The sequence below is a fragment of the Bacillus sp. FSL K6-6540 genome, assembly GCF_038007545.1.
This window is the reverse complement of record NZ_JBBOXH010000001.1, coordinates 7,162,891-7,176,244: the sequence shown is the minus strand read 5'-3', so window position 1 is coordinate 7,176,244 and position 13,354 is coordinate 7,162,891. Positions and strand designations below refer to the sequence as shown.

12 protein-coding genes are annotated in these 13,354 nt (G+C 50.5%); all 12 read left to right on the top strand.

What is annotated here, in order from left to right:
* Positions 1–9 precede the first annotated feature (9 nt).
* The 12 genes from opp4C (at position 10) to MHH82_RS32250 (ending at position 13,030) form a co-directional block, all read left to right on the top strand.
* Positions 10–933: an oligopeptide ABC transporter permease gene (opp4C, locus tag MHH82_RS32305; protein WP_015738112.1), complete on the top strand. Its 924-nt coding sequence runs from the start codon at positions 10–12 to the stop codon at positions 931–933.
* An 11-nt stretch (positions 934–944) separates the two neighbouring features.
* A complete protein-coding gene (locus MHH82_RS32300; RefSeq protein ID WP_009591511.1) occupies positions 945–1,919 on the top strand; it encodes an ABC transporter ATP-binding protein in 975 nt (324 codons plus the stop codon).
* Positions 1,919–2,884: an ABC transporter ATP-binding protein gene (locus MHH82_RS32295; protein ID WP_009591536.1), complete on the top strand. Its 966-nt coding sequence runs from the start codon at positions 1,919–1,921 to the stop codon at positions 2,882–2,884. The genes MHH82_RS32300 and MHH82_RS32295 overlap by 1 nt, the downstream gene beginning before the upstream one ends.
* A 220-nt stretch (positions 2,885–3,104) precedes the next feature.
* Complete coding sequence (locus MHH82_RS32290; RefSeq protein ID WP_015738110.1) at positions 3,105–4,076, top strand: D-alanyl-D-alanine carboxypeptidase family protein; 972 nt, start codon at positions 3,105–3,107, stop codon at positions 4,074–4,076.
* A 241-nt stretch (positions 4,077–4,317) separates the two neighbouring features.
* Positions 4,318–5,304 (top strand): LCP family protein, encoded by a 987-nt coding sequence (locus MHH82_RS32285; RefSeq protein WP_015738109.1) that lies wholly within the window; start codon positions 4,318–4,320, stop codon positions 5,302–5,304.
* A 232-nt stretch (positions 5,305–5,536) separates the two neighbouring features.
* A complete protein-coding gene (locus MHH82_RS32280; RefSeq protein WP_009591456.1) occupies positions 5,537–5,971 on the top strand; it encodes a CBS domain-containing protein in 435 nt (144 codons plus the stop codon).
* Positions 5,972–6,232: 261 nt separating this feature from the next.
* Complete coding sequence (locus tag MHH82_RS32275) at positions 6,233–6,535, top strand: MazG-like family protein (RefSeq protein ID WP_175320760.1); 303 nt, start codon at positions 6,233–6,235, stop codon at positions 6,533–6,535.
* A 5-nt stretch (positions 6,536–6,540) separates the two neighbouring features.
* The gene (locus MHH82_RS32270; RefSeq protein ID WP_036659569.1) at positions 6,541–7,458 is read left to right on the top strand and encodes a DUF2232 domain-containing protein; all 918 of its coding nucleotides are present in this window, start codon (positions 6,541–6,543) and stop codon (positions 7,456–7,458) included.
* An 11-nt stretch (positions 7,459–7,469) separates the two neighbouring features.
* Positions 7,470–9,470, top strand: a complete 2,001-nt coding sequence (locus MHH82_RS32265) for a DHH family phosphoesterase (protein ID WP_015738108.1) — start codon at positions 7,470–7,472, stop codon at positions 9,468–9,470.
* Positions 9,467–9,910, top strand: coding sequence for a 50S ribosomal protein L9 (rplI, locus tag MHH82_RS32260; protein WP_036659565.1), 444 nt, complete (start codon positions 9,467–9,469; stop codon positions 9,908–9,910). Before MHH82_RS32265 ends, rplI begins: the two co-directional genes overlap by 4 nt.
* Before the next feature lies 1 nt (position 9,911).
* Positions 9,912–11,276: a replicative DNA helicase gene (dnaB, locus tag MHH82_RS32255; protein WP_015738106.1), complete on the top strand. Its 1,365-nt coding sequence runs from the start codon at positions 9,912–9,914 to the stop codon at positions 11,274–11,276.
* A gap of 464 nt (positions 11,277–11,740) precedes the next feature.
* On the top strand, positions 11,741–13,030 hold the full coding sequence (locus MHH82_RS32250) for an adenylosuccinate synthase (RefSeq protein WP_009591501.1): 1,290 nt from the start codon (positions 11,741–11,743) through the stop codon (positions 13,028–13,030).
* The last annotated feature ends 324 nt before the right edge of the window (positions 13,031–13,354 follow it).

Below are 13,354 nucleotides of genomic sequence, written 5' to 3'. Positions count from 1 at the left end.
GAGATTCATTTGTCCGCAGAGGCTGCACCATTAAAAACGAATCTACCAGTACCGAAGAAGCAGCCGGATTCCCCGTGGCGGATCGCTATTCGCCGTTTTTCCAGAAACCGTCTTGCTGTCATCGGACTTATCATAATCGTATTTATGTTTTTGCTGTGTTTTATTGGTCCATTGTTCTCGCCATACTCACTGTATGACTACAGTGTAAAAGATAAAAACTTGCCTCCAAGCTCCAAATATTGGCTAGGCACGGATAAGCTAGGCCGCGATGTTCTTCTGCGTATGATGCTTGCAGGCCGGATTTCCCTGACGGTCGGTCTTGTCGCAACGGGTATCTCGGTCATCGTGGGGGCGACGCTTGGCGCGCTGGCCGGGTTCTATCGAAAATGGGTCGATACTCTGATTATGCGTATTGCCGATATATTTATGGCGATTCCGACGCTCCCGATCCTGATCATTTTGGGCGCGGTGCTGTCAGACTTAAAGGTTGATCCTTCTGAACGAATCTATTTCTTGATGTTGATTATAGGTATCTTAGGCTGGAGTGGAATTTCCCGCCTTGTACGCGGACAAATATTGACGCTACGTGAACAAGAGTTTATGCAGGCAACGGAAGCGCTGGGACTTAAAGACCGACGCAAAATTTTCCGCCATCTGCTGCCGAATACAATTCCGATTATTATCGTATCCGCAACGCTTGGCGTAGCCGGAGCCATTATTTACGAATCGGCGTTAAGCTTCTTGGGAGTTGGGGTCGTTCCGCCAACACCTTCTTGGGGGAACATGATCTCGGCCGCAAACAGTTTGATTGATTTCCGTAAGCGGCCGTGGCTGTGGATACCGCCAGGGATGTGTATTCTTGTTACCGTAGTTGCAATCAACTTGATCGGTGACGGGCTTCGCGACGCACTTGACCCGAAAATGAAGAAGTAGGAGATGCGAATATGGCAAAAGAATTAGTAGAATTCCGCAATTTAAAAACGCATTTTCAAACCTCCGCAGGCACCGTGAAAGCCGTCGACGATGTTAGCTTCAAAATCCGTGAAGGTGAAACACTGTGCGTGGTGGGTGAGTCGGGCTGTGGTAAGAGCGTAACAGCCATGTCTCTTATGCGTTTGATCGATACACCTCCGGTGGGGGGAGAAATCCTGTATGAAGGCAAGGATCTGCTGAAGATGAGCAAGCGCGAGATGAGCTTGATTCGCGGCAACGATATCGCTATGATCTTCCAGGAACCCATGACCTCGCTCAACCCGGTATTAACGATCGGGGAGCAGATTGTGGAGCCGATCCTGCTTCATCAGCTCGTTAACCGTAAAGAAGCAAAACAACGCGCCATCGATCTGATTAATTTGGTTGGAATCCCGCGTGCGGAGAAGATTTTCGACTCTTATCCGCATGAGCTCAGCGGCGGTATGCGTCAACGGATCATGATCGCGATTGCCCTTAGCTGTAATCCGAAGCTGCTGATCGCGGATGAGCCTACAACCGCGCTTGACGTTACGATTCAGGCCCAGATCTTGGATTTGATGCGTGACATTAAGGGTAAACTCAACACTTCGATTATGCTTATTACGCATGACCTAGGCGTTGTTGCCGAGATGGCGGATTATGTTGTTGTTATGTACGCAGGCAAAGTCATAGAAGAAGCGCCGGTCATCGAGCTGTTCAAACAACCGAAGCATCCATATACCAAAGGTCTTCTGAAGGCGAAGCCGGTCATTAATCAGACGCAAGAACGTCTGTATTCGATTCCGGGACAAGTGCCTAACCCGGTAGATCTTGGAGACAACTGTCATTTCCATGATCGCTGCGAATTCTGCATGCAGATCTGCAAGGAGAAAACGCCTCCGCTCGGTACGGATCCTAACGGCCATAAGGTCGCTTGCTGGCTGTATGAAGAGGAGGGGAAAGCCTAATGAGTCAAGCACTGATCGAAATAGACGGTTTGAAGAAATACTTTCCCATCACCGGCGGCGTATTTCAACGAACCGTGGGCAATGTAAGGGCCGTTGACGGAGTCAGCTTTACCATCAACAAAGGCGAATCCTTCGGGCTCGTAGGTGAATCGGGCTGCGGCAAGAGCACCATTGGACGAACCATTCTTCGATTGCTGGAAAAAACGGAAGGCAAAGTCATCTTTAATGGTACCGACATCCATTCCTTGTCCAAGGAGAAGATGCGAGCCTTGCGTCCGAAGATGCAGATCGTATTTCAGGATCCATTCAGCTCGCTGAATCCAAGAATCAAAGTGGGCGAAGCCATCGGCGAAGCACTCATTGACCATGGGTTAGTTAATCGTAAGGAACTTAAAGACCGCGTGATTGAAACGCTGGAAATTTGCGGCCTTGCCGCCTATCATTACGATCGGTATCCGCATGAGTTCTCCGGCGGACAGCGACAACGGATCGGGATTGCCCGCGCGTTGATTCTGAATCCCGACTTTATCGTCGCGGATGAGCCGGTATCTGCATTGGACGTATCGATTCAAGCACAAATCATCAACTTATTAAGTGATTTGCAGCGCGAGAAGCAGCTGACTTACTTGTTCATTTCTCATGATCTCAGTGTTGTAGAGCATTTGTGCAACCGAATTGGGGTAATGTATCTGGGATCGATGGTAGAAATGGCAAGCAAGGAAGAGCTGTTCCGCAACCCGCTGCATCCTTATACGAAAGCATTGCTGTCTGCCGTACCGGTACCGGACCCAACGCTGAAGCGCGACCGGATCGTACTGAAAGGCGACATTCCAAGTCCGGCGAACCCGCCTTCAGGCTGCAAATTCCACACACGCTGCCCGCTGGCTTCGGACCTGTGCAAACAGCAAGTGCCGGAATACCGCAATGTAGGAAATGATCACTTTGTTGCTTGTCACTACGCTTAATAGGACTCTTCATATCCAGGTTTTCTGACAGCAATCAGCATGATGATTAGAAGATTTACAGATTCATAGAAGGACTTCCTATCGTCTGCGGACGGTTGGAGGTCTTTTTCGTTTTCCTGACACATTCGTTTCATTTACAAAAATTTCTAAACAGAAAATTCAAAAAAAAAGCAGACCAAATGCCTCTTTCAACCGTCTATAACTATGGAGGGCTTATTCTATGAAAAAACGGTGGCTTTGGCTGGTCATGATGTTGCTAATTATCGTCCCCATAGGGGCGGTTGTCATAGGAAATATAGAACGAGCGGGGTTTAAACCGAAGGTTGACGCGCGAGCCGTCGTCTTAATGGATTTAAACACCGGGCGTATTTTGCTCAGCGAGAATGGCGACGTACCCTTACCGCCTGCTAGCATGTCCAAGCTGATGACCGAATTGGTCATCCTGGATGATATTAAGACCGGGAAGAGATCCTGGGACGATGAAGTCAAGATAAGCGATACGGCAAGCGACGTCAGAGGCGTTAAAATCGCCTTGAAGTCCGGCGAAATATTGACGGTTCGCGAATTGTTCCAGAGCATAACGGTTTATTCCGCCAATGATGCGTCCGTGGCGCTTGCCGAGCATTTTGCGGGCTCCGAGGAAGCGTTCGTTCGGAAGATGAATGCCAAGGCCAAAGAGATTGGCTTATCCAGCGCGACCCGTTTCGTGAACGCGTCAGGCGTCGAGCAGGGCACTGCCAATGGTCACGCCTGGTCCTCGGATGGAGAAACGGTAATGACCGCAGAAGATACGGCTAAACTAGCCGCGCATCTCATTAGAAGCCATCCGGATATACTAAGCACTTCCAGCAAAACGCAGACGAAGATAAGCGGACGCAATTTATATTTGAGCAACACCAATTGGATGCTGCCCTCGCTTGGCGGCCCTTATTCCTACGAAGGCACCGATGGATTAAAAGCAGGATACACGGCGAATGCAGGGTACTGCTTTACGGGAACAGCCGAGAAGCAAGGCAGCCGGCTTATTGCCGTTGTCATGGGTACCGAATCCAAAGAAGCAAGGTTTGAAGAGACGCGAAAGCTGTTCGATTACGGATTTTCCAAGACCTTGACGTGGAGAGAGCGGCTGGACGACTGGTTCCAATATTCGGGAACCGCAGCCGCTCTTCAGCATGAGAACAGACCGGTTTAACGGATCAATGAGGATTTGGTAGATTTATAGAACTGCCCGTGAAGGGTTCACATTTGACAATATTCTGGTTTACAATAGATGATGTGTTGCAACTAGCCTACTAGTATGAAGTGAGTCAACGGGAGGAGTTCCCGTTTAATAAGAGAGGAGGGTGAGCCAAGCAGCTTAGGGTGCAAGCAAAGACCTTTAACGATCTGACTTATCCATTAATTTATTTTATAATAAAGAAGGAATTGAACTCATGAAGAGGAAATCATTATATATTACGCTCGCTATTGTCATATTGCTGGGCTCATCCGCATTTCTGTTTAGAACGCAGCTTGCGGTCGTGGCATTTGACCTGTTTATGGCAAAGGACGTAGAGGAATCGTTACAGAAATCGTATAAGCCGCTCCAGAGCGACAAGACGCCTGAACCGGTCGTACTCCAGAGCAAGCCGTTCTCGGTCATGCTGCTGGGAAGCGACCAGCGGGAAGACGAGCCAGCCCGTTCGGACACGTTGATCTATGCGGTTGTACGTCCCATGGAGTCCAAAGTGCTCCTAATCTCGGTACCGCGGGATACGTACGTCGATATTATCGGCAAGGACAAGAAAGACAAGATCAACCATGCGTTTGCATATGGCGGTCACCAAATGGCGAAAGATACGATGGAAGCATTTTTCGATGAGGAACTTGATTATTATGCCTCCATTAATTTTCAAGGCTTGAAGGATGTCGTTGACGCCCTTGGCGGCGTTGAGCTGCCGATCCGCAAGGATATCGTCAACAAAGGCAGGGATCATGAGAAGTTCACGATTGAAGCCAACAAACCGATTTACAATGGCGAGGAAGCCTTGAATTATGTCCGTTATCGTGAAGATAGCGACTTTAATCGGGCGAAGAGACAGCAGGTATTTTTGGATGTAGCGGCTAAGCGGGTCATGAAGCTGGATCAGATCGGCAAGGTGCCTGAACTGATCGAGATTATGGGAGATAATTTCCAAACCGATATGCAGCCTAAATTCATTATCGACCTGGCGAAGCAGATGCTGACCGGGGGCAAAGTGGATATGACCAGCTATACGATCATGGGAGAAGGCATGAAAATTAACGGCATCTATTATAATGAGGCCGACATGGAGGACGTGCAGGAAGCCCGCGACCTAATCGACAACTGGATGAACCCGGATACGCCGGCAGACCAGCTGCTGCAGCCTAAAGATGCAGAGAAACAGAAATTGCAATAACATAAACACCGGTACATCCGGATGATGTCATAGTACGTTGCTTCATCTCAATCAGCAGTCCGGATTGCCTGGCTGCTGATTTTGTGCCCTATACAAGGGAATCGAAACGACGGAGTTAACGTATGTATGAGTATGGATAGGGGAAGGAGTAACCTGCATACCAAGCTTTTGGATCAGGAAGGTTACTTAACATGACTCCATGAGGTTGGAGTCATAAGGAGGATAATGCATTATGAATATCGCTTTTTTTCTATTACCGAAGCAGGAAGTGATTTGTTTAACGCTGGACTCCACGCTCAGGCAGACGCTGGAACGGATGGAGTTTCACCGGTACACGGCGGTGCCCGTGCTGGATAAGAACGGTCAATATGCAGGCACCGTAACCGAAGGAGATCTGTTATGGCATATGAAGAACTCGGAAGGCAAAATCACTTTTGAGAACGCTTCGAAATTTTTGCTGAAGGATGTTCCGTTCCGCATGGATATCAAGCCGGTATCGATTGATGCCCGGATGGAGGATCTGATTAATTTGGCCAAGGTACAGAACTTTGTGCCGGTGGTGGACGACATGAACCGATTTATCGGGATTGTCCGCAGAAGCCTTATCATCGAGTACTGTGAACGCTTTGTTTCCAAGGAGACGATGGAATCCCAAGGGGCAACATAATCATGTAGGAACGCAAACAACAAAGGGCGTGGGACCACGGGGACATCGTGGGTAACACGTCCTATTTCTATAGAGACGGGGCTGCAGCCGGCATGCAGGGGGAATAACCGGTGGCCATTTGGAGTACAAAGAGAAGGTAAGTTATCTCCGCCATGGGGACTAAGGTTGGACAGGGTGCCCCGGGGCCTTTGTGTGGGCGGCTTTTTTTTATGCTATAATGGAGAATAAAGCTGTTTTCAGGGAGAGATGGATATGCCGAATATGCCGAAGGACTTGGATGTAGCGAAACGCGCCAAAGTGATTGAATGGCTTAAAACCGAAGTAATTGATCATGTATCCCGGTTATTCAAAGCTCTATGGGAAGGCAGCACTACAAAGGTTGGAGACAGTTTGGCAAGCCTGATGATGAGCTCCTACATACTGGGCCGAAGGCTCGGCTTGACCTATCGGGATTTGGACGATCTCTTGTTGGAGAAATTGAAAAAGCATAAGCAGGAAGGACATCAGCTGGAGGATTGGTACCAGGATATTTCCGCGCTCGAAGAACATTTGCGTAAGAGGTGAACATATTGAAATTGCGCTGGACTACGGCGGTATGGAGCATTGTATATTTGCTGCTGCTGCTGTCACTACTCACACCCTTTTCGATCGTAACGGCTTTCTTATTGGTTCTGCCGGTTGCGATTCTGTTTACGGCTTTGAATACAAAATCATTTATCATGCATGTGGTGCCGGTGTGGCTGATTGCTCTTCTGATTCATCCCATTTATTTACTGCTTGCGATCTATTTTGCGATTCCGGGGATCGTGATGGGGTATTTATACCGGAAACGGAAGGCAGCCATGCAGGTGTTGAAGTATGGCATGGCCGTCATGCTGGTGGAACTGCTTGTCCTGCTGATGATCAGCACGGCCTTCTTCCAATTGAATCTGTCGGAATATGTGGATGAGATCGTAAAGATGACGACCGCTCCGCTCACCGAGATGGGTGTTGAAGGCGGCCTGGGCGGCCAGTTCCTTGGCACCGAACTCGATACACAACTCATTAAAGATCAAACGATGCGTTTGGTTCCGTTCGCGATGATTATCAGCTCGTTCCTTATGACGGTGGTCACTCATGCTTTGGCACGGCCCACCCTCAACAGCATGGGCTTATCCGTGCCGCGGCTGAAGCCGGCCAGAGAATGGATGCTCCCGCGTTCCCTGATCTGGTACTACCTGCTCATTTTCTTCATCAACATAGCAACCGTCAATTCGGACAATACCTTCATGAAGATGATAGTAGCCAACGCTACGCCGTTGCTGCAAATCTGCTTCATGATTCAAGCGCTAAGCTTCTTCTATTATCTGGCACACGAGCGGAAGTGGCATCCGATCGCGCCGCTTTTGACGGCCATACCGATTGTTCTGTTCCCGCCGGCAATGATTATCGGAATCCTGGATCTGGCGTTCCCACTTCGTCAGGCATTTAGTAAAAACAAAAGATAGGGTGATGAGTCATGCCTAAATTTCTGCAGAAACGCTGGCACGGCTATCATACCGTCTGGGCGTTTGCGCTGGTGCTTCTGCTTGTTATTTTTCTGTCGTTCTACAATACGATTCTGGGGCTGGTCGGGCTGCTGCTTGCGGTGGTAGGCGGCTACGCGATGCTGAAGGCGGAGATGAAGTTTCGCCGCGAGCTGGTCGATTATATCGGAGATCTGTCGTTTCGGATTCAGCGGGTCGAGGGCGAAGCGGTCAGCGTGCTGCCATTTGGCATTGTGCTGTACAGCGAGGATAAGACCGTGGAATGGCATAACCGATTCGTAGTCAATATGTTTCCCCAACAGCCGCTGGTGGGCGCTTCCTTGCAGGAGCTGTTCCCCGAGCTGGTGACAGCGCTAAAGGAAATCCAGGAGAAGAAGGATGGCAAAGAGAAGCCGCCGAAGGAAATTCGGCTGGAGATTTCCCATGAGGATAAGTACTATGGAGCCACGGTAATTCCGGATGAGCGACTCATTTATCTGGATGAGATCACCGAGCTGGCGGTGCTCAGGCAGCGGTACGAGGATGAGCGGCTGGCCTTGGGCATTATCATGATGGATAACATCGATGAGGCCTCGCAGGGAATGGATGATCAACAGCGGACGGCACTCATTGCAAAGGTCACCAGCGAGATTACGAATTGGGCCCGGGAGTTCAACGTCTACTTACGGAGGCTCTCCTCGGACCGCTATTTGATGATGCTGAACCACAGGTCGCTCGATGCACTGGAGAACAGCCGTTTTCTCATCCTGGACGAAGTCCGGGAGATGACGGCCGATCTGAAGGTACCGCTTACGCTGAGCGTCGGTCTTGCCTTCGGTTCAGACGATATCACGGAGCTGGGGCAGCTTGCCCAATCCAGTCTGGATATGGCACTGGGCCGGGGCGGAGATCAGGCCGCTGTCAAAGCCGGCCAAAGGCTCTCCTTCTATGGCGGTAAATCCAACGCGGTAGAGAAACGAACGCGCGTAAGAGCGCGAGTCATTTCCCATGCGCTGCGCGATTTGATGCAGGAGAGCGACAAAGTGATCATCATGGGCCACAAGCTGCCGGATATGGACGTGGTCGGCGCTGCGATCGGCATCCTGAAAGCAGCCCAAATGTATAAAGTCGAGGCTTATATCGTGATGGAGGGAATGAATCCGTCCATTTCGAGGATTATGGAAGAGGTCCGCAAGGATGAAGCCTTGATGAGCCGATTCATCTCGACCGAACAATCGATGCAGATGATGACGGAGCACACGCTGCTCGTTGTCGTGGATACCCATAAAGCCTCCATGACGATGGAGCCGAGGCTGGTTCATCGCGCAAGCCGGGTGGTCGTGATGGATCATCACCGGCGCGGCGAAGAATTTATTAATGACGCGGTGCTGATCTATCTTGAGCCGTATGCCTCTTCAACCTGCGAGCTGGTGACGGAGGTGCTGCAGTATATTCATGACAGGGTATCCCTTACTCCGGTTGAGGCCACGGCATTGCTGGCAGGGATTACGGTGGATACCAAGCATTTTGCCCTCCACACGGGATCGAGAACGTTCGAGGCGGCCGGGTTCCTGCGGCGTCACGGAGCTGACACCATGATGATTCAGCGGGTGCTCAAGGAAGATCTGACAGAATTTATAGCGAAGGCAGAAATCGTGAAACATGCTAAAATGGTATTTGACCATATCGCTATCGCGGTGGCGAAGAGCGGGGAGCCCATGCCGCAGCTGCTCATTGCTCAAGTGGCGGATATGCTGCTGAATATGACGGATGTGCAGGCATCCTTTGTCATTAGCGAGCGCACCGACGGCAAGATTGGCATTAGCGCCCGTTCGATGGGCAAGATGAATGTTCAGATGATTATGGAACGTCTCGGGGGAGGCGGACATTTAACGAACGCCGCAGTACAACTGGATACGACGCCTGAGAAAGCCGAGGAGAAGTTGATGGAGGTACTGAAGGACATCGAAGCGAAAGAGGGGTTATTTGAATGAAAGTCATTTTCATAAAAGATATGAAGGGCCAAGGCAAGAAAGGCGAAGTGAAGGAAGTTTCGGAAGGATATGCAACAAACTTCCTGATTCCGCGGGGAGTCGCTCGTCCGGCTACCGACGGGAACATGAAAACGCTGGAGCAGCAGCAGGCCTCCGAGGAGAAGCGCAAGGCGCAGGAGAAGGAAGAGGCGCAGGCGCTCGGCAAGAAGCTGGAAGAGATGACGGTGATCCTGAAAGCCAAAGCTGGAGAGGGCGGACGTCTGTTCGGCGCCATTACCAGCAAACAAATTGCGGAAGCATTGGCAGGACAGAAGATCAAAATCGACAAACGCAAAATTGAGCTTAGCGATCCGATCCGCAGCCTGGGCGTTACCCAGGTTCCGGTGAAGCTGCATCCTGACGTCAAGGCGACGCTCAAGGTTCAAATTACGGAGGAGTAATATGGGAGGAGAACTCTATTTCGATCGGGTCCCCCCGCAGAACCTTGAGGCAGAGCAGGCCGTGCTCGGTGCCATTCTGCTGCAGAGTGAAGCGCTGATCACGGCGATGGAGCGGGTGCAGGCTGAGGACTTCTACGATAAATCACATCAGATGATTTATGAAGTCATGGTGCAGCTCGGGGAAGGCAATCAACCGATCGATCTGGTGACCCTTACATCTCTTCTGCAAGATAAAGGACAGCTGGAAGAGATCGGTGGAGTCAGCTATTTAGCGAAGCTGGCTCATGCCGTCCCGACGGCTGCGAACGTGGATTATTACGCCCAAATCATCGAAGAGAAATCGATGCTGCGGCGTTTGATCCGAACGGCAACCCAGATTGTCAGTGAAGGCTATACCGGAGGAGAAGATGTATCCGGTATGCTCAGCGAGGCGGAGCGCCGCATACTCGAGATCTCCAATCGACGCACGGGCAGCGGGTTTATTGCGATTCGCGACGTGCTGATGGAAGTCTTCGAGAAGGTGGAGGTCCTTCATCAGAACCGGGGGAATACGACAGGGATTCCTTCCGGCTTTGTGGATCTGGACAAAATGACAAGCGGATTCCAGCGCAACGACTTGATTATCGTGGCGGCCCGTCCTTCCGTAGGTAAAACGGCCTTCGCACTGAATATCGCCCAGAACGTGGCCATTCGCGCCAAAGAAACGGTAGCCATCTTCAGTCTGGAGATGTCCGCGCCACAGCTCGTTCAGCGTATGATCTGTGCCGAGGCGAACCTCGATGCGGGCGTGATGCGGAATGGCGATTTCAAAGGCGACGAAGATTGGTCCAAGCTAACGATGGGCATCGCCGCTTTATCCGAGGCGGAGATTTACATTGATGATACACCTGGCGTCACGGTAGCCGATATCCGTGCGAAATGCCGCCGTTTGAAAAAAGAGAAGGGGCTCGGCATGATTCTGATCGATTACCTCCAGCTCATTCATGGGCGCGGCAAGCCCGGAGAGAACCGGCAGCAGGAGGTATCCGAGATTTCGCGTACGCTCAAACAAATTGCCCGTGAGCTCGAAGTGCCGGTCATCGCGCTGTCACAGCTCAGCCGGGGCGTGGAGCAGCGTCAGGACAAGCGTCCGATGATGAGTGACCTCCGGGAATCCGGTTCGATCGAGCAGGATGCCGATATCGTTGCGTTCTTATACCGGGATGATTATTACAATCAGGAAACCGAGAAGAAGAATATCATCGAGATCATCATTGCCAAACAGCGTAATGGTCCGGTAGGCACAGTGGAATTGGTCTTCCTGAAGAACTTTAATAAATTCGTCAATTACGAGCGAACGCATGCCGATGCCTTTGCCGCCGGGTAACGACGGTATTCACCCTTAGCCGGGCTTTCATGTTTGCTTAATGAAACAGGAAGCTTCTAAACTAAAGTTCGGAGATCGGGCCAATACCTGCCGCTCGCTGTAAGTATAGGGCATTTCTTAAGATATCAAGTATAAACTTCGAAGCTTGAGCCTTCCTGATATCGCAAGAAAAACTTCCTCTAACCGAGGTCTGTCTTCTGAGAAAGTACGTCGACAGTCGTTTTTCTTATGGCAGTTCCCCGAATAATACGGTTATCCATCTATAATCTCGTCCTAATTCCGAACAATCGTACACACTCATGTGCGATTGTTCGTTTTTGTATTTGACTTTAAAAATGGGGACTGTTACACTGGTATTGCTGCTTTAGTGCAGTGAGGTTGAACTATAATCAGCTTGCAGAGATTTATTTCATCAGTGTTACGCGAAATCATAAGGGTGTAACAGCCCGGGCGGAGGAATGAATATGTCAACGGTAGTCGTTGTGGGAACACAATGGGGAGATGAAGGGAAAGGGAAAATCACGGATTATTTGGCGGAAAGCGCCGACGTGGTAGCCCGTTACCAAGGCGGCAACAATGCCGGCCACACCATTCTGATTGACGGTAAAAAATTCAAGCTTAGCTTGATTCCATCCGGAGTATTCTATAAAGATAAAACCTGTGTAATCGGTAACGGTATGGTCGTTAACCCGGCTGCACTCATTGAAGAGATTAATTATATTCATGATAACGGGTTCAGCACCGACAATCTGGTAATCAGCGATCGTGCTCATGTTATCATGCCTTATCATATGGTATTGGATGCTCTGGAAGAGGACCGCAAAGGTCCGAACAAAATCGGTACAACGCGCAAGGGGATCGGCCCTTGCTACATGGATAAAGCGGCACGCAACGGCATCCGGATCGCAGATCTGATGGATGCGGAAGAGTTCGAATTGAAGCTTCGCCATCTGGTGAAGGAGAAGAACCAAGTGATTACCCAGGTGTACGGCGGGGAAGCGCTTGATGTTGAAGAGATTCTAACGCAATACCTGGAGTACGCCGAAGTTATTCGTAAATATGTGCGCGACACTTCCGTTGTCTTGAATGATGCCATCGATGAGAATCAAAAGGTATTGTTCGAAGGCGCGCAGGGCGTCATGCTGGATATCGACCAAGGGACGTACCCGTTTGTTACGTCTTCGAATCCTTCTGCAGGCGGCGTCTGCATCGGTTCCGGCGTAGGGCCGTCGAAGATTCAACAGGTCATCGGCGTGGCCAAATCCTATACGACGCGTGTAGGAGACGGACCATTTCCGACGGAGCTGGATAATGAAATCGGCGAATATATCCGTGAAAAAGGACATGAGTACGGCACGGTAACCGGGCGTGCTCGTCGCGTAGGCTGGTTCGACAGCGTAGTTGTGCGCCATGCCCGTCGCGTAAGCGGAATTACCGGCCTGTCCCTGAACTCGCTGGACGTGCTCAGCGGACTGGAGACCGTGAAGATCTGTACCGCATATAAATTCCGCGGTGAGGAGATTACGCACTACCCGGCCAGCTTGAAAATGTTAGCCGAGTGCGAAGCCATCTATGAAGAGCTGCCGGGCTGGAGCGAAGACATTACCGGCGCGAAGACGCTGGAGGATCTGCCTGAGAACACTCGCCGTTATGTTGAGCGGGTATCCGAGCTGACCGGCATTCCGATTGCCATCTTCTCCGTCGGCCGCAACCGGGAGCAGACGAATCAAGTGCTGCCGATTTATGAGAAGTAATCAAGCGTTGGACCAAGAATAGAGAGAGTGAAAGTTCAACTTTAAGTTATGTGAAATACACCCGCCGAAGATAGGGTTCGGCGGGCTTTTTTATGGCTGTAGAAGATCCGGGATAGGAGATGGCTTTCGAGCATACCATCGCTGTTCAATAGGTAGAAGAATTTGTCCCTTCAGCTAAAGAATATTATCCCCTAGTCATCCGCCCATCCACCCTATAATGGAGATAGACATAGAGGGCAGCACGCTGATCATTTGGAATTGGGGCTAAAAACAGCGGATGAATGCAGTCAGATCCATGTAGGGGGGACAGAAGCCATACGAACC